The organism is Prevotella histicola, from assembly GCF_055385135.1.
The window spans coordinates 1,321,947-1,345,719 of sequence record NZ_AP043793.1 but is presented as its reverse complement, the minus strand read 5'-3'; the positions used below and the strand labels follow the sequence as shown (position 1 = coordinate 1,345,719).

The 23,773-nt window shown below is 41.4% G+C and carries 16 protein-coding genes and 1 tRNA gene; 12 read left to right on the top strand and 5 right to left on the bottom strand.

Features of this window, described 5'->3' with window-relative positions:
- Positions 1 to 56: 56 nt before the first annotated feature.
- Positions 57 to 1,319, top strand: coding sequence for a clostripain-related cysteine peptidase (locus ACZ48L_RS05565; RefSeq protein WP_025791704.1), 1,263 nt, complete (start codon positions 57 to 59; stop codon positions 1,317 to 1,319).
- A gap of 19 nt (positions 1,320 to 1,338) precedes the next feature.
- On the opposite strand, the gene ACZ48L_RS05560 is transcribed toward ACZ48L_RS05565, so the two are convergent.
- The 4 genes from ACZ48L_RS05560 to ACZ48L_RS05545 all read right to left on the bottom strand — a co-directional run bounded on the left by ACZ48L_RS05560 (position 1,339) and on the right by ACZ48L_RS05545 (position 5,216).
- The gene (locus ACZ48L_RS05560; protein WP_314695440.1) at positions 1,339 to 2,289 is read right to left on the bottom strand and encodes an alpha-hydroxy-acid oxidizing protein; all 951 of its coding nucleotides are present in this window, start codon (positions 2,287 to 2,289) and stop codon (positions 1,339 to 1,341) included.
- A gap of 127 nt (positions 2,290 to 2,416) precedes the next feature.
- Positions 2,417 to 3,358, bottom strand: a complete 942-nt coding sequence (locus ACZ48L_RS05555) for an AEC family transporter (protein WP_008824160.1) — start codon at positions 3,356 to 3,358, stop codon at positions 2,417 to 2,419.
- Between the two features lie 472 nt (positions 3,359 to 3,830).
- A complete protein-coding gene (locus ACZ48L_RS05550; RefSeq protein WP_025791707.1) occupies positions 3,831 to 5,072 on the bottom strand; it encodes a glycoside hydrolase family 27 protein in 1,242 nt (413 codons plus the stop codon).
- Between the two features lie 73 nt (positions 5,073 to 5,145).
- A tRNA-Gln gene (locus ACZ48L_RS05545) sits at positions 5,146 to 5,216 on the bottom strand.
- 212 nt (positions 5,217 to 5,428) lie between these two features.
- Between ACZ48L_RS05545 and ACZ48L_RS05540 the strand changes: the two genes are divergently transcribed.
- Both ACZ48L_RS05540 and ACZ48L_RS05535 read left to right on the top strand, forming a co-directional pair.
- Entirely contained in the window at positions 5,429 to 6,154 is a 726-nt protein-coding gene (locus ACZ48L_RS05540; RefSeq protein WP_025791708.1) for a winged helix-turn-helix domain-containing protein, read from the top strand.
- Between the two features lie 615 nt (positions 6,155 to 6,769).
- Positions 6,770 to 8,833, top strand: coding sequence for a TonB-dependent receptor (locus ACZ48L_RS05535; RefSeq protein WP_025791709.1), 2,064 nt, complete (start codon positions 6,770 to 6,772; stop codon positions 8,831 to 8,833).
- 698 nt (positions 8,834 to 9,531) lie between these two features.
- Here the strand turns inward: ACZ48L_RS05535 and ACZ48L_RS05530 are convergent.
- Positions 9,532 to 9,807, bottom strand: a complete 276-nt coding sequence (locus tag ACZ48L_RS05530) for an HU family DNA-binding protein (RefSeq protein WP_008824164.1) — start codon at positions 9,805 to 9,807, stop codon at positions 9,532 to 9,534.
- Positions 9,808 to 10,021: 214 nt separating this feature from the next.
- Between ACZ48L_RS05530 and ACZ48L_RS05525 the strand changes: the two genes are divergently transcribed.
- The 9 genes from ACZ48L_RS05525 (at position 10,022) to ACZ48L_RS05485 (ending at position 23,700) form a co-directional block, all read left to right on the top strand.
- On the top strand, positions 10,022 to 10,984 hold the full coding sequence (locus ACZ48L_RS05525) for a rhomboid family intramembrane serine protease (protein ID WP_025791710.1): 963 nt from the start codon (positions 10,022 to 10,024) through the stop codon (positions 10,982 to 10,984).
- A 75-nt stretch (positions 10,985 to 11,059) separates the two neighbouring features.
- On the top strand, positions 11,060 to 12,160 hold the full coding sequence (locus tag ACZ48L_RS05520) for an endonuclease/exonuclease/phosphatase family protein (RefSeq protein ID WP_025791711.1): 1,101 nt from the start codon (positions 11,060 to 11,062) through the stop codon (positions 12,158 to 12,160).
- A gap of 105 nt (positions 12,161 to 12,265) precedes the next feature.
- On the top strand, positions 12,266 to 15,304 hold the full coding sequence (gene secDF, locus ACZ48L_RS05515; protein ID WP_025791712.1) for a protein translocase subunit SecDF: 3,039 nt from the start codon (positions 12,266 to 12,268) through the stop codon (positions 15,302 to 15,304).
- A gap of 1,223 nt (positions 15,305 to 16,527) precedes the next feature.
- The gene (locus ACZ48L_RS05510; protein WP_025791713.1) at positions 16,528 to 17,346 is read left to right on the top strand and encodes a pyridoxamine kinase; all 819 of its coding nucleotides are present in this window, start codon (positions 16,528 to 16,530) and stop codon (positions 17,344 to 17,346) included.
- Positions 17,347 to 17,369: 23 nt separating this feature from the next.
- Positions 17,370 to 19,031, top strand: a complete 1,662-nt coding sequence (locus ACZ48L_RS05505) for a putative transporter (RefSeq protein WP_025791714.1) — start codon at positions 17,370 to 17,372, stop codon at positions 19,029 to 19,031.
- A 17-nt stretch (positions 19,032 to 19,048) separates the two neighbouring features.
- The gene (locus tag ACZ48L_RS05500; RefSeq protein ID WP_025791716.1) at positions 19,049 to 19,768 is read left to right on the top strand and encodes an ABC transporter ATP-binding protein; all 720 of its coding nucleotides are present in this window, start codon (positions 19,049 to 19,051) and stop codon (positions 19,766 to 19,768) included.
- Between the two features lie 4 nt (positions 19,769 to 19,772).
- Complete coding sequence (locus ACZ48L_RS05495; protein ID WP_008824172.1) at positions 19,773 to 20,318, top strand: hypothetical protein; 546 nt, start codon at positions 19,773 to 19,775, stop codon at positions 20,316 to 20,318.
- A 168-nt stretch (positions 20,319 to 20,486) separates the two neighbouring features.
- Entirely contained in the window at positions 20,487 to 22,481 is a 1,995-nt protein-coding gene (locus ACZ48L_RS05490; protein WP_025791717.1) for a helix-hairpin-helix domain-containing protein, read from the top strand.
- Positions 22,482 to 22,971: 490 nt separating this feature from the next.
- Complete coding sequence (locus ACZ48L_RS05485; RefSeq protein WP_464721961.1) at positions 22,972 to 23,700, top strand: hypothetical protein; 729 nt, start codon at positions 22,972 to 22,974, stop codon at positions 23,698 to 23,700.
- Positions 23,701 to 23,773: the final 73 nt, after the last annotated feature.

Below are 23,773 nucleotides of genomic sequence, written 5' to 3'. Positions count from 1 at the left end.
TTTGACGAGATTACCAACTTTTTCAAGCCTTTTCTTATCCCGAACTCGCGTAGTATATGAAGAAACTATTTTTTATCTTACAGCTCATGTCACTCTTCGTGTTTGCAGCCTGTAGCAGTGATGATGATGTACCTCGTCCGTATGTAGATCCTAATGGACAGATGACGGAGAATACCATTTTTGTATATATGCCATGGTCGGGTTACTCTGATAGTAACAGTGGTTTGTATAATGATTTCCAAACAAATCTCAAGGATATAAAGAAGGCTATCGTTGCACAAGGTGGACTCCATAACACGAAATTGCTTGTCTTTGTTTCTGAAAAAGTAGATAAAGGCAATCTTATCAACGTACAATATAAGAACGGTGCATGTGTAGATGACACGTTGGAAGTATTCAACAATAAACTATCTGATAAGAAATTAAACTCTCAACAATGGATAACTACCATCCTTAAGCGTGTCAAGAAAGAGGCTCCAGCACGTACTTATTCAATGATTGTGGGCTGTCATGGCAAGGGATGGATACCAGCAAGCTCTGAAAGCTCCTATGCTTCAGCCAGATCAAGAGCCGTTAATTTCGGTGAAAACAAAGGGTTTATTGGTCCTCGCACACGTTGGTTCGGTGGCAGTGCCTACATGTTAGATATCTCCGACTTTGCCAAAGGAATAGCTAATTCGGGTATTGGAAAGTTCCAATACATCATGTTTGACGACTGTAATATGACTGGTGTTGAGGTAGCTTATGAACTTCGGAACAATGCACATTATATTATTGGCAGTCCAACGGAGATCATGGCTTACGGTATGCCTTATGAATTATTGTGGCGAGAACTGTCAAAGACGCAGCCAGACTACAACCATATCTGCACAGAATTCATCAATTTCTATACTAATTATACGTATGATGGCACTCCTTATCCTTACGGAACCATCAGTGTTATTGATTGTTCACAGGCTGAAGGGATGGCAAATGTTATGAAAGAGATATACTCTACAAATTCATTAGCTACTGTTTCGGAGGATAGTATTCAGAGTATGGATGGTTATCTCCCATCGATGTTCTATGATATGGGTGACTATGTACACCGTCTTCTGCCATCTAATCCGCAGCTTCTTGCGAAGTTTGACCAGCAACTCAGCAAGCTTGTTCCTTTCAAGGGACATACGGAATCTTATTATACATCGTTGCGGAGCGCATGGACAGGTACCGTTCTGCCTATCAAAACTTACTCTGGTATCACCATTTCAGACCCATCAACAAATAGCTTGGTAACAAGCTCTTTAAACAAAGACGCCTTTTACCAAGCTACACATTAAGATTCTAAAAAAGAAAATCCTATAGATAAAGGACAGAAGCATCAAATGAACGAGTATCTTTCACGCAGGTGTACATCATCAGCTCCGAAAGTTGCTCGTTCATTTTTTGTATCTTTTCCTTAACACCTGCGCTCCCTTGCTGCAGTAAAGGCTTCAGAATACCTCTTCCAACAGCCACAGCGTCAGCGCCCAATGCCAGTGCTTTGTATGCATCATAGCCAGAATCAATACCACAATCAACAAAGATTGATATGCCACTTCCCTTTAATGCTTCCTTAATCCTTGGGAGAGCCATTAGTGGAGCAATACCAAACGGGATGCGTCCATGGTGATGTGAGACGATGATGGCTTGGCATCCGGCTTCCTTACACTTAACAGCGTCCTGTACAGACAGTACTCCTTTGGCTACGAAAGGCACTGTTCCTGCAGCTTTAACAAACGCTTTCAGGTCGGAAAGCATAACGGGTCCGAGTGGAATACCATCCACAACGTCATATTTACCATCTGTTCCAGGAACGTGATCAATGTCTACGCCAACAGCTATTGCACCTTGTTCGATAGCGAAACGTATCTGATTCAGGATAATACTGTGGTCAGCAAATGGTTTTATTATCCTCACAGTCCGAGCTCCTTCGGCTGCAATTTCTGCATATTCTTCATCAGGTTCCATGCCAACCCAGTTCAAAGTATTTAGTTCTTTGGCTGCACGAGCATATTCCTGCATAGGCTTACGCCCGTCTTTCCCCACTTTATTCAAGTGTGAGAAGGCTGGCATCATGATGGGTGAAGCGAACTCCTCACCGAAAATTGTTGTCTTTAGCGATGGCTCAACAGCGTCAATGACACGCATCTCAACGTGGATAGAGTCAAGATAACTGCGGTTAAAGACATTGGCATCATCAGCTCGTCCGCTTGTTACGGGTATCAGTCCTGCCGGTCCCGGCCATGGACTCTGTACGTTATCATTCATATCTTCTCTTGTTTTAATGTATTCTTTATTGCAAGTTAAGGGAGTTGGGGAAGTTAAAGGGGATGACTTTACGCCTTTTGTTGCTTATGTTATAGGTGTAAATACCCCTGTATCTTCTTCTGTTCTCCTATGTTCTCATTACGTCCAATGTGATAAATGTGTATACTACCATTGCCAATACGATGAAGATTGAGATAAAAGCTGAAATGAAACTCTCGTCATCTTCATCTTTACAGAGTGCTCCTATCTGTAGCGGAACGGGGAAACCTGTAGGGCAAGCAAAGTAGAGTAGTACACCAGCAAGGAACACTTTCACCGCCATAAGCTCAGGGAAGAACAGGAAAAAGCCCCCAACGATGGCACCGCACAGTATGATTCTCACAAGACTCAGTGCTAAAAGTGGTTTCAGTTGTGATAAGTGCAGGTGGAAACCATAGCCTAAGGTGAAGAGAATGACACTTGCAATGGGTGTTGTTGCCATTGACATTGTATTGCTGAAGATGGTATTGAGATGCCCCAATATCAGCCAATGCTGTACGTTCAGCACGTTAGCAACAATCCCAAGGATAACGGCAACGATGAAAGGTGCTGTCACAATGCGTTTGGCAAGTGGAAAGAAAGCAACCTCACGGCTTGTCTGTTTGGTGATGAGTGCAGGTACAAGACCGAAGTTTATGAGTATTCCTGCAACGTCAAAGGTGATGATGTTCACTGCATGTTCGGCTCCCACGAGTGCAATGTATAATGGTAAGGCAACGCTGCCGCCCTCACAGGTCATCAGTAAGAAGGGGGCTAAGCGTGCATATCGCCCACTGACAGGACCTGCTATGCGCTTCCCAATCAGATAGATGATGACCCATGCAACGTCTAAGAAAATTATTTCATACAGAAAATTGGCGGAGAGTTCAGCCTCCATGAGGACATGAAAGACCAATAACGGGAACAGAATGTTAAACACCAATGACTTTGCTCCTTCGTTTTGAGCTGTTGTTATCCATCCTCTTTTCCTGCTTAGCCACCCGAGAAGCATCATAAAAAAGACTGGAAATAGTATTTCTATCGCTTTCATTGCTTGTGCTTTTTTGCTTTATATAGTACGATGTATCGTCTATATTAGTAAATATTCCAATTACAAATATAGACAAAAGGAGAGAAATGACCAAATGATGGATTGTTTTTCTTCAGGAAATGAAAGTGGGTTGAATAGTGTTTTCATGGGTACAAGTGGGTACTTTGTTTGTGGGTTAATTTCTACTTATGTAAAACTTTTTAGTCTTCTCAAAAGTAATAGGTGGCATATTGCATGGTAAAAGATGCTCTTTTGCATTGCAAAACATGCCCTTTTGATGTGTAAAAGGTGCCCTTTTACAATGCAAAAGGGCACCTTTTACGAGCTTGTTTGTAACTCTTTGATTATCTGATAGGTACAAAGCTGAAAATAAAGGGATATTCCTTATTTCGCACGTGGGGAGCGTTCTCTTTTTGTTATGTTATTTCAAAAAGCCTTCGTTGCCCTTTCCCAGTTCTTATAATCTAAGTCATCAGATTGTTATTTGGGGCGCTTTAACAATGAAAACCTTTGTTTCATGGGGCTGAAGCGTACCTTTCCAGGTTTTCTGAGGGCGTGTTGTTGTGTGCTCCCATACGTCTTTGAGGGTGTACTGTGCCTCTTTACCGATTATGGAAAGTGGGAATTGAAGGCGTTGAGGCTTATCAGAAGGATTCATAATAGCCAGTGCCTGACGGTTACCACTTAGTTTGCGCAGATAAATTCGGCATGTTCCAGGGTAATTAATCCGTCGTGCTGCATCACCAAGTGCATCTTGATTGATGGCAATAATCTCCTTGTTGAGTAGGATACGACGTGTTGCTTCGTTCTCATTCAGAATGTCATGACTCATAGCCAACGGTGAGGCGAACATGCACCACATAGACATCTGTGTCTGATATTCCGTATAAGAGCAGCCAATGCCACCCAGATCACTCGATGGACCGCCTTTCCCGTCGAGCCCGACGATCAGCATGTCCATGTCAAGCCAGTGTCCCGGACCAGCATAAGTATAGAGTGGCTCGGCGATATTGATGATGTCTAGGATTCCCATACCGCCTTGTTTGACGATGTCTTTCCACATGTCACGTACGTCATAGCTGATGCGCCAAAGCGAACCACCAGCCTGACGTGCCCATTTCTCAGGGTTCAGTTGTCCCCATTCGCAGATGCCTAAAGCCATTCTCCGTCCTGAATTTTGCAGTGCATCACCCATTTTCTTGTAGCGTTTGTGCGCAACAGCACTGTCGGAAGGAGCATGACAATAATCATATTTCAGATAGTCAATACCCCATTCTGCAAAGGTTTTGGCGTCTTGTTCTTCAAAATCATAGCTTCCAGTATAGCCTGCGCAAGTGAGTTGAGCGGCATCTGAGTAGATTCCCAATAGTAATCCTCGTGAGTGAACATAATCAGCAAGGGCTTTCATGCCGCTTGGGAATTTCTTAGGGTCAGGTATAATGTTGTTACGTTTGTCGCGTCCTCCCTGCCATGCATCGTCAATAAAGATGTATTTATATCCAGCTGCAGCATATCCATCAGTAGCCATCTTGTCTGCAATCTGTCGTATAAGTTGTTCGTTAATGTTCTCTTCATACTTGTTCCAGGTCATGAAACCCATAGGAGGAGTTGGTGCCAGAGAGTCGCGAGGGGTAGCTTTCGTATTCAATACGATAGCTAATAACACCATGATAGATAGGAATCTCTTTTGGATTTTAGGTACTTGGTAAAGCATAAATACTGTAATTTAGGTTTTCTTTCATAAACAAAAAATCCGCAGACTCAATATGAATCCGCGGATTTCTGTGTTGTCCCAGGCGGATTCGAACCACCACTGACAGAACCAAAAACTGTAGTGCTACCATTACACCATAGGACAATCGTGGGTGCAAAGGTAGTGTTTTTTCGGTTAATGCCCAAATTTTACTGTATAATTTTGCGCATCTATAGGTCTTGTGCAGCAAATATTTACTGATAATACCTGTTTTACTGTATATTTCTTGCACTCCGTTTGGTGTTGATAAGATAAAATATTATCTTTGCAACATACAATAACTCGAAACATTCTATCATTTTTTATGATACAAGCCTATGAAACCTATATCGTCAGTTATCATATTTTTGTTACTTGTTTGCTCGGCAGTATGGGCTGGCTTTGACAGCTATCACGGTGCTGAAACGGCTATTGTGCAGGATATGAATCAGGCTTTGTCGAAGACACTCGCCGGGAAACGTGAGGTGTGGATTACGCCCGATACGATACAAAGTTATCGGCAATATTTACAGATAGCTGACCTTAGACGTCGTTCGTTTGTGTCATATGCGTTGGGTGAAGATAGTCATTCGCTGTGCAGTAGACAGATGAGGTGGCAGTCGGGTGGTCATTCACTTTTATTCCAAAGTTATGCTGATTGTTCCTTCGCTACGGTGTGGGGGTTGTCAGATCAGCGTTTATCGTTTGCTTTTCTCTTGTTATCAATGGTTTGGTTGGCTGCATCTGTCATGTATTTTCGTCGTCATCGTGCAGGCAGATTGGTGCTGGGTAGGATGGTATATGCCGCTTCTGACCATAGTTTCCGTGACTGGCATGGGGAGAAAATAGCCTTTACTCCGATGCAACAGCAACTGATGGAGCTGTTTATCAATGCAACAGATAGAAAACTATCGAAGGCAGTTATCTGTGAAACGCTTTGGCCTAAGAAACCCGATGCAAGCGAAACGCTCTACACACTTATCCGTCGTTTGAAGCCTATTGTTAGTGAGCGTTGTGGATTAAATATTGTGGCTGACAGGGGTGATGGCTACCGATTGGAATAATATAAACTTCTTTCTATCCTGTTAATATTCCTTCAAGAGGAAAGCCATATATACGGGAAGCGTGAGAATTCCATCCTTCTCTCCTATATTATAATCTCCTAACTTTATAGCTTGATATACATGGTACTTGTCAGGATGCTGTAAAATGGTCTTGGTACTCTTTGTGTTTCCAGTAGATGCTTTTACTTCAACGAGAACACATTCATTTTACTTTTGTTTGTGATAGATGGTTTATTCCCAGCAAGTCTATTGATATTTTTATTCCAGTTTGGTTTTACTTATATAATAAATCTATAAAGTTCTCACTTTTTTGGACGACCTTTTGTCGGATTTTTACACTTTTTCAAACGACTTTTTGTAAGTAATATACATTTTTACTAACGACTTGTGCTGCAAATATAAATGATTATTTTGAAAAATACAAATATCCTTCTCTAATTTAATACTACATTTATACGCGTATAAGAGCTTAATGAACTTTCTCGAATTATGCGGAAGTTTATCGCTTAAAGAATATGGTTATTTAGAGGTTAAAGCTATTGTCAGGTAATTGTCAGTGTCTATTTTTGCCCTAATAGTAGGTGGATTCTATCTTTGTAGCAAAAAACAAAGACTATGGAAAAAGGTTTATGGATGCTGTTGTTGTGCTTTCTTGCACTTCCTGTTGGTGCCCAGAATGAGAAAGGAAACAGTGAGACGGCAAAGAGTGTAGAGATGAAAGAGGTGACAGTTGAGGCTGCACGAGTGACGAAAAAGCTTGATGGCATGCTGATTGTACCGTCTGATGCACAACGAGAAGCGGCAACGGACGGTTATAGTCTGCTTGGAAAGCTGTCTCTTCCACGTGTCAGAGTAGACGAGGTGATGCGTACCATTGTGCCTTTGACGAATAATGGAAGTGTCCAACTTAGGCTGAATGGAGCTTTGGCAAGTAAAGAAGACTTGCTCGCTTTGGACCCCAAACTTGTGAAAAACATTGATTTCATCGATAATCCGGGAGTTCGATATGGTGACGGAATAGGTTATGTCATTGATATTCGGACAAAGCGTAACACCACTGGTTACGTGCTTGGGGCTGACTTATCGAATGCTGTCACAACGTTGAATGGTGATAATACGGTCTATGCAAAGCTCAATCATAAGAATTCAGAACTGGCTTTAACCTTCAATTCTTCTTATAAAGACCATCGTGGTTTTCGGTCTTCAGAAATGGCTGACTATACCTTGAACAACGGTAGTCATTATCTGGTTTCACGCAATCAGACCGATGGCAGGAGTCGTCGTTTTGGTAATCAGTTTGAGATAAAGTATAGTCTTGCCGACTCGGCTACGTATGTTTTCCAAGCGAGTTTATCAACAGAGGGAAACAATACGCCCGGTAATTATGCTGATTTTGTGTATCGGGACGGAACGATAGAAAAGTCTTTTCGGACGATTGATGTGGCAAGTAGTTTCGCCCCGACGCTTGATCTTTACTTCTTTCATCAGCTTGGTAAACATCAAAGTATCACGGCAAATGTCGTTGGTTCGGGTATTTATACGGACAAGCAAGGATATAATGGGGAAGAAGGAGATTATGCCTATGAGGTAAATGGGCGTACTTGGTCGCTGGAGAGTGAAGCTATTTATGAGAATAAACTCAAGCCTTTCACCCTTTCTGCTGGTTTAAACCACTCAATGACGTTTACCAATAATGAATATACTGGTGATGTGTCTGCTCTCAATAAGGTGCGAAGAAGAGAATTATATTTTTTCTCAGAGGTGAAAGGAAGGTGGAAGCAATTTGGCTATTCGGCAGGTGTTGGGGTTGCTAATAAGACCTATTCGCAAGAAAACTATAGCTTTGACTACTGGACCTTCCGTCCAAAACTTACGTTGAGCTACGAAATTTTGGCAGGATTAAATGCAAGTTACAGCTTTGAAACCTATCGTCGTGTGTCTTCATACGCTATGGTGAGCGATGCAAGAATCAGAGAAAATAGCCGTGAATGGAAGGTTGGAAATCCTAACTTGCAGCCTTCAAGAGTCATTAAGAATATTATAGATATAAGTTATAATGGTAAGCGTGTGAGCAGTGGTATGAATATGGAGTACCGACGTAATATTGGGACGAATATGAGTGTGTATGAACGTACGGCAACAGATGAGTTTCTTTATTCACAACAGAACATTGGTAATATCATGATGTTTGTTGTTCAGAACTATCTTAAGTATGATGTAGTGCCAGAGCATCTGTCTGTAACACTTTTCGGAGGTATCAATCGCTTTTTTAATAACAGCAGTCTGTACCGTCATCATCTTACAAGTTACAACTATGGTGGTAATATTCAGGCTTATCTTGGACGCTGGACACTCACGGGATATGCCGATAATGGTTGGAAATTTGTTGAAGGAGAGCATGAGGGAAGGAATGGTCCAGCAATCTATTTGGGCGTTAGTTACAGGTGGGAAACGTGTAATCTGTCACTCTTTATGCAGCATCCTTTCCAGCAACATCCTGCTATTCAGAGCGGTAGGGTGCTGAACGAAAACCTCTACAAAGAGTCTATTTATCGTAGCAGAGACTTGGGCAATATGATAACACTTAGGTTTAGTTGGAGGTTGTCAAAGGGTAAAAGCTATAAAGAAATAGACAAGAAAGTACAGCATGAGGGGAATAAACAGACGAGTATTTTATAGTGGATAGCTGCAGGGGTGTACCCTTAGGGTATTGAAAATACAATCTAACTCGTTATTGGAAAAGGTCTTTCTATTCTATTATCATATTTCTGACGTAGAAGGCTTTTTCCTTTTTAACTCTTCGAAGAAGTAGATAAGGTTTTGAAAAATCGTTATACAAATTCAAATAAAACATCTATAAATAAGGATAAAAATACGTGTAAAAAGCAGGTTTGTGACCATCAGGAAATCAGTTGGTTATAAAAAGGTGTGAGAAAAGGTGCTTAATTGGACTTCAAAAGGGCGTTAGTAAGGGTCTTAAAGGATACCTTTTGCAAGTCAATTAGGCATCTTTTAGAAGCCAAAAGAGCATGTATTGGTTTTGAGTTGAGTGAAAATAGTTTATAAAAATCAAAGATGTAGGGATGAGATGTTTATGGAAGACGAATAGACATAGTATCAATTTGCATTTTATCCTATAGTTTATGTCCGCTTGTAAGACCATCTAAATTGGGATAATTATACCATACAAGTAGATAAGTCTTTATCTATTTCCAATCAATGCTATTAACGGAAGGGCTTTTTAAGCCTATGGTAAGATGCTCTTTAGACTTTCATAAAACAAGAAGGAAAGCCTATAAAACAAAGAAAGTAAGCCAATAAAACAAAAAAGGCAAGCCTTTCGGCCTGCCTTCTATGCTTTATAAAATCTTGACTGATTACTTGTTCACTGCGTCAGCGAGCTCTGCACCAGCCTTGAACTTAGCAACCTTCTTAGCAGCAATCTTAATCTTCTGCTTTGTTGCAGGGTTAATACCCTCGTGAGCAGGACGCTCGTTGGTAGAGAATGTACCAAAACCTACAAGCTGAACCTTATCACCTGCAACCAATGCACCCTTAATAGCCTCTGTTGTTGCGTCTAATGCCTTCTTAGCGTCTGCCTTACTCAAACCTGCACCGGCAGCAATCTTCTCAATTAACTCTGTTTTGTTCATAATTCTGATTTATTGATGATTAATTTATTGATCGATATTCTAGATTACGCTGCAAATATAGTAGATTCCTTTTATAAAACAAATAAAATCTAGAGAAAAGTGTAGAAAATCATAAAAAAAAGCCTTTGTCACGCTGATTTTATGCCTTAAAAGTGGATTTTTTTGTATTTTTGTGTCGTTTATATGATATTTTAGAACTAATTGAAATAGTTAAATGCAAAATATACCAACAGTAACAAAGAATCTACTCATTATTAATATTCTGGTCTTCATTGCAACATATGTGTTGAATGGACTGAATATTGATCTCAATAATATCTTTAGTTTGCACTTTTTCCTAGCATCCGACTTCCGTATTTGGCAGTTGGTAACTTACATGTTTATGCATGGTGGAGTTATGCACATACTGATGAATATGTTCATGTTGTGGATGTTTGGTATGGTTGTGGAGAATGTATGGGGTCCGAAAAAGTTCCTTTTTTATTACATGGTTTGTGGTATTGGAGCTGGCTTGTGTCAGGAATTGGCACAATATGGAGCTTATGTATATGATGGATTGGCTCAGTATAATTCTATTAGGATATCCACTGACCTTGTTGTTCCAATGGAAACATATCTTAATATGATGACAACCGTGGGTGCATCTGGGGCTATTTATGCTGTGTTGTTAGCCTTTGGAATGTTATTTCCAGAGGAACGAATGTTCATTATTCCTATTCCTATTCCCATTAAGGCTAAGTGGATTGTACTCGGTTCGGTAGGTGTTGAGTTGTTTTTAGCTTTGGGAACAAGTAACGATGGCGTAGCTCATTTAGCCCATTTAGGTGGTATGCTCTTTGGTTTCTTGCTGATTCGTTATTGGAAAAAGCATCCATATTCAGGTTATGGAGACTTCGGGATGAATAAAGGACAACAGTTCTTTGATAAGATGCGTAATAGTTGGGAGCAGCGTTCGGGGCATTCTAGCAATGCATCTACAGAGCATAAGAAGAGTAATTGGTCAGATTTTTCACATCAGAATAGTACCCAGAAAGATACGGATTGGGATTATAATGCCCGTAAACATGCTGAGCAAGCAGAGATAGACCGTATCTTAGACAAGATTCGTAAGAGTGGTTATGATAGCTTAACAAAGGAAGAAAAGCAGAAACTCTTTGATAGTAGTAAGCATAACTGATATTAACAGCCGAATGTAAGGGCTGATTTTTTGTAGTAGTAATAGCCTGTGAAGGCTGAAAGAAAGGAGATAACGATGTATAAGACACTTAAGAAGTTTGTATTCAGAGCGCTCATCGTGGGCAACCTTCTCATCGTATTGTTGATGATTTTAGTGGGTAATGTTGATAAGTTACACCCTGCGGACTACCCTTTATTAGCTAATTTAGGACTGGGATTCCCTGTTATTCTTTTTGCTAACTTGGTGTTTCTGGTTGTATGGGCATTTGTCCGGTGGCGCATGATATGGTTGCCTGTTCTGGGCTTCCTGATTTGTTACGGTCCAATACGTACCTATATGCCTTTTAATATCCCAAAAGAAAAACCGCATGGAGCCATTAAAGTTATGTCGTTTAATGTCTACATGTTTGATCCATGGGATGTAAAAAAGGGCGAAACGAACCCTATTGTTGATTATGTAGTTAACAGTAAGGCTGATATCGTGTGTCTACAGGAGGCGACAGTGGACGCTAGTGGAAGTGACCACATACTGGATACATTGAAGAAACATTATCCTTATTACAAGCTTATGGTAAAGAAAAAACCAGCAGCTGACCATATCCTCTTGCTGAGCCGTTATCCAATTCTTTGGCAAGACAGTATTCCCTATAAGTCAAATAGCAACATGAGCGTTGCTTATATGTTGGATATAAAGGGTACAAAGACTCTCTTGGTGAACAATCACTTCGAGAGTTTCGGACTGACTAATGATGATAAGGAGGGATTTAAGACACTTGTGAAGGGCAGTATGAAGACAAATGATATGAAGAGTGAGTCCTCTCACCTGCTACATAAGCTTGGAACAGTTGCAGAACGTCGTGCTCCAGAGGTTGAAATGGTTGCAAAATATGTAAAAAAGTATCTTGATAAGAAGGTTCCTGTAATCCTTTGCGGTGATTTCAACGATAATCCGCTTAGCTATGCACACAGAACTATCGCCAATATTCTGACAGATTGCTATGTAAGTAGTGGTAACGGCCCTGGAATAAGCTACCATAAAAGTGGAATGTACTTCCGTATTGACCACATATTCTGCTCGGATGACTTCGAACCTTATGGTGCTAAGGTTGATAATAGTGTTACTAATTCGGACCATTACCCTGTGTATTGCTGGTTAAAATACCGTCCAAAACCTTAAAAAGGGCACATTTATGGTGCATAAATTTTTCGAAGTGTGAAAAAATACGTATCTTTGCACGTCTATCGAAAGTAGCGAAACAATAATTAAAAACAATCAAATAAAATGCAAAACAAAGGATTAGTGATTTGCGTAGCCGTTCTTTTGACGCTCGCAAGTATCTTCTACCTGTCTTTCTCAGTAGCAACAAGCTACTATGATAGTCAGGCTGCGAAGATCAAAGACCCTATTGAACGACAGGATTACTTAGACTCTGTCAAGTATTTGGGTATCTATTCTTACCAGAAATGCCTTGAGACACAGATTGGTCTTGGTCTTGACTTGAAGGGTGGTATGAACGTTGTACTTGAGATTTCAGTACCAGATGTTGTGGAAACATTGGCTGATCACAAGCAGGATGCCGCTTTCCAAAAGGCTATGGCTGAGGCAAAACAGGAAGAGATGAGTAGTCAGAAAGACTTCATAACACTCTTCGTTGATGCTTATCACAAGGTTGCTCCAGGTCATAAACTTGCTGAAGTGTTCGCTACACAGCAACTTAAAGGCAAGGTGAGCACACAGAGTTCCGATGCAGAAGTGGAGAAAGCTCTTCGTGATGAGGTCGCTTCAGCTATCGATAACTCTTACAATGTTGTGACAAACCGTATCGACCAGTATGGTGTTGTACAGCCAAACATTCAGAAACTCGAAGGTCAGGAAGGTCGATTAATGGTTGAAATGCCTGGTATTCGTGAGCCTGAGCGTATGCGTAAGTTGCTCCAAGGTTCTGCAAACCTTGAGTTCTGGGAGACTTATAACAACCAAGAGATTACTCCTTATCTTGCTCAGCTTGACCAACGTTTGGCTAATGGCGAGACAAAAACAGAAGCTTCTGACTCTACAAAGACTGAAGCTACAGGTGCAAAAGCCGAACCATCTGCAAAGAACGCTAAGCTTACTCTTACAGCAAACAAGAAGAATGCTGCGCCAGGAAAGGATGCACAGACAGCAGCAATGAAGAAGATGCATCCATTATTCTCAATGTTACAGACTATCCCTGGTGATGGATTGAGTCTTGTTGGATATGCAAGTGTACGTGATACAGCTGCTATCAATAAGCTGATTCATGGTCAGGTGGCTAAGCAAGTACTACCAAGTGACTTGAAACTCCTGTGGGGTGCTAAGCCAGCTGAGGGTCTTAGCAAGAAGAATGTATATGAACTCTATGCTCTGAAGGTCACTTCTGCTGATGGACGTGCACGAATGGAGGGTGACGTTATCACATATGCGAAGGATCAGTTCGATCAATTCGGTCGCCCAGAGGTTAGTATGACGATGAATTCAGAGGGTGCTCGCGAGTGGGCAGCCCTTACTAAGGCTAACGTTGGTAAGGCTATAGCCATCGTTTTGGATGGCGTTGTTTACTCTGCTCCACGTGTTAATGGTGAGATTGATGGTGGTCAGTCATCTATTTCAGGTAACTTTACGATTGAAGATACCAAAGATTTGGCTAACACATTGGAGTCTGGACGTATGCCAGCACCTGCAAAGATTGTGCAGGAAGAGGTTGTTGGACCAACACTTGGTGCTCAATCAATCCAACAAGGACTTGTTTCGTTCGCTATTGCATTTGTACTTTTGATGCTTTACATGATTGTCATGTATAATGTTATCCCAGGTATGATGGCTAACTTGGCATTGCTTGCCAACCTCTTCTTTACCTTGGGTGTATTAGCATCCTTCCAATCAGCATTGACAATGCCAGGTATTGCCGGTATCGTATTGACCTTGGGTACTGCTGTGGATGCCAATGTGCTTATCTATGAACGTATCAAAGAGGAGCTGAGGTTGGGTAAAGGCATGAAGCAAGCGTTGCATGAAGGTTATAGCAACGCGTTCTCTGCTATCTTCGACTCTAACTTAACGTCCCTGATCACTGGTGTTATCCTGCTTGTAACAGGTACAGGTCCTATCCGCGGTTTCGCTACTACATGGATCATTGGTCTTGTAATCTCATTCTTTACAGCAGTATTCCTCACTCGTATAGTATTTGAGAACCGTGTAAGTAAGGATAAGTGGATGAACCTTAGCTTTACAACTAACTTCTCAAAGAACTTCATGAAGGATAAGAGCTATCACTTCATGAGCATGTATAAGAAGAGTTTCACAGTATGGGGTGTGGCAGTTCTTATCTGTATTGTCAGCTTTGCTGTACGTGGTTTGAGCCGTAGTATTGACTTCACTGGTGGTCGTAACTATGTTGTTACACTGAACAAACCAACTCAGGTTGAGGATGTTCGTAAGGTAATGAATGGTGCTTTTGTAAACACTGTAGGTGAGAATGCTGGTAAGCCAGCTACTACTAATGTTATTGCTTTGGGTACAGACGGTAAGACTGTTCGTATCTCAACCAACTATAACATTGATTCTAACGATCCAATGGAGGACGATAAGGCAGAGACAATTCTCTACAATGCGTTGAAGAAAGGTGGATTTGTTAGTCAAGTAAGCGTAGCTAACTTCAAGAACCCAGACATTCGTGAGGGTGGTTCAATCATTCAGAGTGCTAAGGTAGGTCCTTCTATTGCTAAGAACATTACTTACAATGCATTTATGAGCGTTCTGTTAGCTATCTTCTTTATCTTCCTTTACATCCTCTTACGCTTCCGTAACATCGGTTTCTCTGTTGGTTCTATCGTAGGACTTGTTCTCGATACAACTATTGTTATCGGTTGTTTCTCATTGTGTTATGGATGGATTGGATTCTCTCTTGAGATAGATCAGACCTTCATTGGTGCTATCCTGACCGTTATTGGTTACGATATCAACGATACGGTGGTTGTATATGACCGTATCCGTGAGAACCTTCGCAAACAGCAACACAACCTTGCAAAGGCTGATATACAGAAGATCTTTAATGATTCTATCAACCAGACGCTCTCACGTACTATCAATACGTCAGTCTCTACGTTGATTGTGCTCGTGTCAATCTTCATCCTTGGCGGTGACAGTATCCGTAGTTTCTCATTCGCAATGATTATCGGTATCATCATCGGTACCTTGAGTTCTGTCTTCATTGCGTCTCCAGTAGCTTATCTTGTATTGGGTAAGAAGATTGAGAAACGTTCACATGAGCTTGCTGAAGCAGCTGCTGAGGCTAAGTAAGAAGCAACGACATAAGTAGGGTTTACACCTTATTATATATATAAGCAGCCCGTTACCATTTGGTAGCGGGCTGCTTTTTGTTTTCTGTGCTTTTGTTTTCTGAGGTGTAGTTTATCATTATTGATAGGGCAGAACATAAAGGTTAGAGTCTTCTTCTCCCTACTCCTAAACGTTTTTACTACATCTTTATAACTGTTTTGCGGTTGGTCTATTCTCTTATCATATCATCGTCTGATCCCCATTTGTGTCATCGTCTGCCCCCATAAGATCATTGTTTTGTTCCCGTTACATCACTGGATTGTATTTGTTTGGATAGAGGGTTGAAACAGAAGGCTCGACTTTCTTTGTATTATTCGTATGCATACAATTATAAAATGTTATAAGGTTGGAATAAAACCCATTATGGGTTTGAGATTCTTGATACTTGCAGGACTTTCTATAAACGTGGCTGAAGGTAGAGCCCTCATACGCAATTCAACTTTTGAGGGAGTTATGGCTGTTTACCAATCAACGCTGATCTTGCTATTACAAAAGTAGTATAAACACTCCGTTATACCTAGTACAGAAAATTACAAGGCGTCTGTAATCTTTCTACAAGCCGCTTGTAATCTTTCTACAAGGCGTCTGTAATACTTCTACAAGGCCTTTGTAATTTTCTGTAATGCCCTATAAGTTTATACAAAAGCAATGAAATCTGCAAGAGAAATGCATCTTGTTTGATGATACAAGGGGCTGAATGTATGAGTGATTACCCGAAGTCTCCATTCGGAGAAGCCGAAAAGGGCGATCTGAAACGATTAATAAGTCTTTGTGAACAGCTATAGATTAAGATATAACTGTTGTGGAATTAAGGTTTATTCCTTATGTTTCAAAGAAGTAAAGCCTTGTTTCTTAGGGGATAAACCCAATATCTCCAAGGAGACCAAACTCTATGTTCTTGAGTTCCGAGTCTTATTGTTTCGTTTTGTAATTCTTATGTCTTCACGTCCTAATTCCCATACTTTTACATTCGTATCTGCTTGCTTCCAATATCTTTATTATTTACTTATGCTCTTCAGTCTGTGTGCTTTATACATTGCGACCCTATACACAAAAGGATACATCGATAGCTCTTTGCTTCGTCGACAAAATGTGTTAAAGAGCAGATAATATGTGATTTATCGTTTTTTATTTTGCCGTTCATACGGTTTACACTACCTTTGCAGTCGATAAATTAAAGCATAATGAGTAAGAAACAGATACTCCTTATTAACGACATGGCAGGATACGGAAAGGTAGCGACGGCTGCCATGCTTCCTATTCTGTCCTATTTGGGGCATCCCGTGTATAACTTGCCAACGGCATTAGTCTCCAATACACTTGATTATGGCAAGTTCAAGATTCTTGAAACAACTAATTATATCAAGGATGTCTTTCCCGTTTGGAAAGAGTTAGGCTTCCATTTTGATGCTATAGCAACTGGTTTTATTGTCTCGGAGAGGCAGGCTAAGATCGTGGCAGACTATTGTCGGGAGCAGGCTTCATTGGGAACAGCCATCTTTGTTGACCCGATAATGGGCGATGAAGGTAAGCTTTATAATGGTGTGACAGCTGCTACTATCAACTCAATGCGTGAGATGATCAGTGTTGCCGACCTCATTTTCCCTAATTATACAGAGGCTTGTTACCTCACATCAGGGAAGTATAATGCAGAGGGAGTTAGCTTTGAAGAAGCCAAGAGACTGTTGGATGATTTGCGTTTGATAGGTACTAAGTCAGCATTAATAACCTCTATCGTCGTAGATGGTACTCCTTCGGTAGCAGGATATAACCATGTGACTGACAAATACTTCTCTTTACCCTACACAGAGATACCCGTTCACTTCCCAGGTACTGGAGATATCTTCTCAGCAATACTCATTGGACATCTACTTGATGGTGAATTGCTGATTCCAAGTACGCAGAAGGCGATGGATGGGGTGTACAAACTGATAGATCTCAATAAAGATAACAAGGACAAGAACCGTGGTATACCTCTGGAGAAGTACCTTGGAATACTCTAACTTGCTAATAAAGAAAATACGACATGGATTGGATAAACGGACTATTCTCTATCCCTTCAGCTCTTCAGGCTGTGGTTGTCATCTCTCTTATCTGTACCATCGGACTGGGATTAGGTAAGATTAAGGTGGCTGGCATCTCCCTTGGCATTGCCTTTGTCTTCTTCTTCGGTATTGCCGTGGGTAGCTTTGGCTTGGAGGTTGATGCACAGATGCTCAACTATTGTGAGACTTTCGGCTTGGTAATCTTCGTGTATACCCTTGGATTACACGTCGGTCCAACCTTCTTTGGGTCCTTCCGTCATGAAGGAACGGCATTCAACCTGTGGTCTCTGGGTGTCATTTTGGTAGGTACACTCATGTCCATTGCGTTGACTTATGCTATGAAGATTCCTATGTCAGATATGGTTGGAATCCTCTGTGGAGCCACTACTAACACCCCAGCACTTGGTGCTGCACAGCAGGCTTTACAGCATGTTGGCAACAATGGAGCACGTGCTGCATTGGCAACGGCTGTCACTTATCCTCTTGGTGTTGTAGGTGTAATCTTCGCAATGATCTTTATTCGCAAGTTCTTCACCAAGCCTTCGGATATGGAAGTGCGTTCCGATTCAGATGATGATCATACTTATATAGGGCAGTTCACAGTCGTCAACCCAGCTATTAACGGCAAGACTATCGCCGATATAGCACAGGGTACGCATCGGAAGTTTATCATTTCACGTATCTGGCGTGGTAATGAAGTCATCGTTCCTAAAGGAGCTACGACGTTACAGACCAATGATAATATCCTTGTAGCAACCAAAAAAGAAGAAGTATCAGCCATGGAGATACTCTTTGGGAAGCAGGTTAACCGCGATTTGAACGAAGGAAAAGTGGACTGGAACCACCTTGATTCAGAGGTGGAGAGCCGTGTTATCATCCTTTCAAACAGTATGTTGAATGGCAAAAGACTTGGTCAGCTCCACTTATGTGATATCTATAATGTCAATGTGAGCCGTGTTATCCGTAGTGATATCAAGCTCTTGGCAACAGGTGACCTCGTCCTTCGTTATGGTGACCGACTGACTTTGGTGGGGCAACCAGAGGCCATTGACCATGCAGAGAAGTTCCTTGGCAACTCTGTAAAGACGCTCAATGAACCAAACCTTGCCATCATCTTCTTCGGAATGTTACTGGGTTTGGCATTGGGAACCATTCCTTTCTCATTGCCAGGTATGGATGCTCCCGTCAGACTGGGTATCGCTGGTGGTCCAATCATCATGGGAATCCTCGTCGGGGCCTTTGGTCCTCGTTTGCATTTCATAGCCTATACCACCCGCAGTGCATCCCTTATGCTTCGTAAGTTAGGACTTTCTCTCTATCTTGCTTGCCTTGGTTTGGATGCAGGTAAGGACTTTCTTGCCACGATTGTACGCCCTGAAGGCTTGTTATGGATAGGATTAGGATTCGTGTTGACAGTCGTTCCTGTGATTATAGTAGGTATCTTTGCCTTGCGAACAAAGAAGTTTGACTTCGGAACAATCTGTGGAATCCTTTGTGGATCAATGGCAAATCCAATGGCATTGGGCTATGCTAACGACACCGTAAACGGCGAAACAAGTAACATTAGTTACGCTACGGTTTATCCGTTAGGCATGTTTATCCGAGTCATCATAGCCCAGATACTGGTGATGTTCTTTGTCTGAAGCCCCCGATAGTTGCTATGCAGATAACGCTTTCACACCTTTCGGTGGGCTATAAGGTCGGACATACTGTCGTCTCTGACATCAATCTAACATTGCAAAGTGGGCAGTTAGCTTGTCTGATTGGTGAGAATGGAGTGGGGAAGTCTACACTTTTGAAGACGCTGACGGGCTTTCTTCCCAAGTTGGAGGGTAGTCTTCTCCTTGATGGAAAGGACATCAGCGAGTTCTCACAGCGGGCTTTGGCGCGACAGATCAGCATCGTTCTTACACAGAAACCGGACGTTCAGAACCTTACAGTAGAGGAAATTATTGGATTAGGACGCTCCCCTTACACGGGATTCTTTGGTAAACTGCATGCTAACGATCAGCAAATAGTGGATGAATCCATTACAGCTGTAGGCATAGAGAAGCTGAAGAACCGTATGATACAGACCCTTTCTGACGGTGAACGACAAAAAGTGATGATTGCAAAGGCCCTTGCTCAGCAAACACCTGTTATCTTTCTTGATGAGCCAACGGCGTTTCTCGACTTCTCTTCTAAGGTCGAGACCTTTCAGCTTTTGCAACGTATGGCACATGAAATGGGTAAACTCGTATTGCTTTCTACCCATGATTTAGAATTAGCAGTGCGTTTCTCAGATACCTTGTTACAAGTAAATGGAGATGGTTTGCGCATTGTCAGCAGTGAAGAGGTAACCCATCAGATGCAAATGATAATTAATAAACAAAACAAATAAACGTATGAAGAAGATTGTATGGATAGCACTTGCCACCCTTGTGATGGTCATGACGTTCTATAGTTGTGGTACACAACAGACTACAACACAACCTACACCCACTCCTGCTGCATCTGATTCAGTTGTAGCAGTCACTCCAATGGCTGACGTAGTGAGTGTGGTTGAAGCACTCGATATGTTCAATCATCCAGAAAAGGTTGCCCCAATCACGAAGAAGTATGGCTATAAGTTGAAGAATAACTACGAGGTTTACCGCTTAGATAAGTTCTCAAAGATGTATTACAAGAACTGTTCTTTGGCAAAACTTCTTACTGCTGATAAGTATGAAGACTATCCTAAGCCTCTGCGTAAAGGCGTATCAAGTTATATAGCCTTTAAGGATGGCGCTCTGATCATTGCCGTATTCAATCAGTCAGCATATGATAATCTCGTTGCACAAGTAAAGGCTGCGGGCTTCAAACTTGACATGCCGGGTAGTGAAGACATCTATACCAATGGTACTCGTACCATTGCTTGCTATAAAGATGGGAAGAGTATAAGGATTCAATAAGCCTCTTTACTTTTCATATTTATTGGATATTCTCCTCTTGAGAGAATACAAAAGAGACCTGTAATCAGTCGGATTACAGGTCTCTTTTTGCTTTTCTTAATGTTTCGTTTGCCTATTTCGTGAACAAAAGCTACCTTTGTTCTCTCAATACTTTGAAACATTTACGACATGAAACACCTAATACTAACTTGTCTGATGGCTTTAATAAGCCTCTCTGCAATAGCACAGAAGACAGTTGAATGGGAAAAATACTTTGATGAATTATATGCATCGAATGATGAGAACGCTGAAGCGAAGGAAGAAATCTTTGATGTTCTCTCCGACCTTTCAGAGCATCCTATTAATCTGAATACTGCACAACGGGAAGACTTAGAGCGTATCCCTTTCCTTACAGAAGCACAGATTGAGGAATTGCAGGCTTATATTTACCAGTATCATGGTATGCAGACACTGGGTGAACTATCAATGATTGAGTCCTTGGATGCCACACGTAGGGCTTTACTTCCTTACTTTGTTTATGTTGCTCCGATAGCAGAAAGTAAGTCATTTCCTTCTCTTCCAACGATCTTACAGAAGGGAAAACACGCTCTGATGTTCACCGCTCACATCCCTTTCTATCAACGGGAGGGCGACCGTAAAGCCTATTTGGGCTATCCTTATGCCCACTCTTTCCGTTATACTTTCCGTTATGGCGATTATGTTCAGGCTGGATTAGTAGGCGCGCAGGATGCTGGTGAGCCTTTCTTTGCCCATGGAAACAATTGGGGATACGACCATTATAGCTTTTATCTGCTTCTTCGTAGACTCGGAATATTGAAGACTTTGGTTGTAGGACGATACAAGGTGAATTTCGGACAGGGGCTTGTCATCAATAATTCCTTTGGCTTTGGAAAACTGGCTATGCTCTCAACACTGGGTAGACAGGCTGTCGGCATTCATGCACATGCCTCCCGTTCATCAGCCAATTACTTGCAAGGAGTAGCTGCAACGGTTGCTATTGCAAAGCATCTTGACCTCACAGCCTTTCTTTCTTATCGTGCGATTGATGCCACACTTACTGATAATGGATCAATAAAGACCATTCTCAAGACGGGCTATCACCGTACTGAGCGTGAACTTTTACGTAAGAATAGTGCTACACAGTTTGTCAGTGGAGCAAATCTGTCGTGGAACTACAATGGCTTTCATATTGGTTTAACGGGTGTCTTCTCTCGTTTTAATCGACCATTAACACCTGATACAGCTTTATATTACCGACGATATGCTCCCACAGGGAATGGTTTTGGGAACATAGGGATTGATTATGGCTATCAGCATCATCGTTTCTCGATTGCAGGAGAGACGGCAATCGACTCTAAAGGTAGTCTGGCTACAACGAATAACCTTTCCTTTCAGCTATCCCCCTCCATTGCTTTATTCTCCGTTCAGCGTTATTATGCTTATCAGTACCAAGCACTTCTTGCACGTAGCTTTGCTGATGGAGGAGACGTTCAGAACGAAAGTGGCATTCTTTTGGGAACGAACTGGACAGTAACACGTGGTCTTTTGGTCATGGCTTATACTGATTTTGCTTACTTTTCCCATCCTCGTTACGGTGTACATCAGGCAAGTCAGGCATGGGATAACGTCCTGATGACAACGTATAAGTATCATCATTGGGAAGTCTTGGCACGTTACCGTTTTAAGATTAGAGGTAAGGACAATGCCGACAAAACAGGGATAACGAATGAAACGATGCAACGTGGCAGGTTGTCTCTGGGCTATACATCGCATGGATGGAGTCTGTGTACACAATTAGATGTAGCCCTAAGCGATTATCTGAAGCGTAGTTTTGGTTATATGGCAACGGAGAGTGTGACCTGCAATGCACTCTCTTGGCTTGCGTTTACCGTCACTGCAGGTTATTTCCATACGGATGATTTCGCCTCACGTCTTTATGTTTACGAGCGTGGACCACTCTATTCTTTTAGCTTTCCTGCCTATTACGGTCGAGGACTACACGGCAGTCTCTTTGCTCGTACCGACCTTTCTCGTCGGCTTATGTTGATTCTTCGTACCTCCTTCACCCATTACTCTGACCGTGATCATATCTCTTCTGGTCATCAGCAAATCAATTCTTCCACTATGAGTAGCCTTGATTTGCAAGTGCGTTGGCAGTTCTGAAGTAATGACAAGCCCTACAGTTGCCTCCTGCTTCCTTATCTTTCTTATCTGAAAAGGTGCTGTTCTGTGTGTAAAAAGTGCCTTGAAGGTGTTGTTTATATGAATGTCTTTTCTTATTATCTAAGCGTGATAATTAATTATCACGCTTAGATAATTATTTATCAGACTTAGATAATAATGGAAAACACGCATATAAACACAACTATAACCGCTGATTAGAATCATAGGAAGTGCATAAATCGACTCAAATATCCATAGAGTCAGTTCTCTTTTTTGGTCCATGATGAGCTGATAATTGGCTTATCTTTACTATATTTGCACTGATTAGCGTTTGTGGAGTATGAATAGCCCAAGCGATGTATTATGAAATTTGCATTGTCATCTGCTCTCTTTTTGAGGATAATTGGCTGAAGAAATAGCTTTCAAAGGGACGTTTATCGTTAGTACTCCGTGTGCTGTTTAAATTGATTTATACATGAAGATATTCAGAATGAGACCTTTTAATAGTAAGGATTGCTTGTGTTTCAGGTTGGTTCTTATGTTTGTTCTGTTTGTCAGTTTTGATGTACTTGCTCATTCACAGACTGACATTGGTAAGCAGGATATAACCCATTTTATTCCCAAGGGATACAAACTCTTTGACAAAATATATGGTGATCTGAACCAAGATGGCACTACGGATTGTGTGTTAATCATAAAAGCAATGCATAAAGATGGCTTTGTGAAAGGTGATGATAGCAATGTTATAGACCGTAATCGGCGTGGGATTATCATCTTGTTCAGTAAGCAAGACGGATATGAAGTAGCCTTAAAGAACTATGATTGTTTCTCTTCTGAGAATGAGGATGGCGGTGTATATGACCCTCCAGAGCTATCAATTAATATAAGGAACGGTAAGCTATATGTGGATTATAATTATGGGAGATATGGCTTTTGGAGCTATTGTTTCCGTTATCAGGACTCAGATTTTGCTTTGATAGGTTTTGATAGGTCTGAGAATTGGGGTGCAACAGTCTTTACAAAGAAAAGCATCAATTTCCTTACAGGTACTGAATATATCGATAAAAATATCAATAGTAAGAATCCTGATGGGAAGAAAGTGTTCAGAAGAAAGGTCGTAAAGGTGGCGAGAAAGCCGTTGTATAAACTATCAAAGATAAAAGACTTTGATGACCTTGGTGTGGTTCTCTACTGGGGAAAGGCTTATTTAAAAAACTAAAAAGGCAATTATAAAGTGCGGTTTGCTGCACATTATAATTGCCTTTTGATGTATTTGGGGAAAGCTTAGTATG

Coding starts and splice junctions, on each gene's coding strand:
- ACZ48L_RS05555 (WP_008824160.1), bottom strand. CDS start 3,358: ATGAAAGCGATAGAAATACTATTTCCAGTCTTTTTTATGATGCTTCTC.
- ACZ48L_RS05500 (WP_025791716.1), top strand. CDS start 19,049: ATGCAGATAACGCTTTCACACCTTTCGGTGGGCTATAAGGTCGGACAT.
- ACZ48L_RS05510 (WP_025791713.1), top strand. CDS start 16,528: ATGAGTAAGAAACAGATACTCCTTATTAACGACATGGCAGGATACGGA.
- ACZ48L_RS05565 (WP_025791704.1), top strand. CDS start 57: ATGAAGAAACTATTTTTTATCTTACAGCTCATGTCACTCTTCGTGTTT.
- ACZ48L_RS05530 (WP_008824164.1), bottom strand. CDS start 9,807: ATGAACAAAACAGAGTTAATTGAGAAGATTGCTGCCGGTGCAGGTTTG.
- ACZ48L_RS05525 (WP_025791710.1), top strand. CDS start 10,022: ATGCAAAATATACCAACAGTAACAAAGAATCTACTCATTATTAATATT.
- secDF (WP_025791712.1), top strand. CDS start 12,266: ATGCAAAACAAAGGATTAGTGATTTGCGTAGCCGTTCTTTTGACGCTC.
- ACZ48L_RS05560 (WP_314695440.1), bottom strand. CDS start 2,289: ATGAATGATAACGTACAGAGTCCATGGCCGGGACCGGCAGGACTGATA.
- ACZ48L_RS05485 (WP_464721961.1), top strand. CDS start 22,972: ATGAGACCTTTTAATAGTAAGGATTGCTTGTGTTTCAGGTTGGTTCTT.
- ACZ48L_RS05505 (WP_025791714.1), top strand. CDS start 17,370: ATGGATTGGATAAACGGACTATTCTCTATCCCTTCAGCTCTTCAGGCT.
- ACZ48L_RS05490 (WP_025791717.1), top strand. CDS start 20,487: ATGAAACACCTAATACTAACTTGTCTGATGGCTTTAATAAGCCTCTCT.
- ACZ48L_RS05495 (WP_008824172.1), top strand. CDS start 19,773: ATGAAGAAGATTGTATGGATAGCACTTGCCACCCTTGTGATGGTCATG.
- ACZ48L_RS05520 (WP_025791711.1), top strand. CDS start 11,060: ATGTATAAGACACTTAAGAAGTTTGTATTCAGAGCGCTCATCGTGGGC.
- ACZ48L_RS05540 (WP_025791708.1), top strand. CDS start 5,429: ATGAAACCTATATCGTCAGTTATCATATTTTTGTTACTTGTTTGCTCG.
- ACZ48L_RS05535 (WP_025791709.1), top strand. CDS start 6,770: ATGGAAAAAGGTTTATGGATGCTGTTGTTGTGCTTTCTTGCACTTCCT.
- ACZ48L_RS05550 (WP_025791707.1), bottom strand. CDS start 5,072: ATGCTTTACCAAGTACCTAAAATCCAAAAGAGATTCCTATCTATCATG.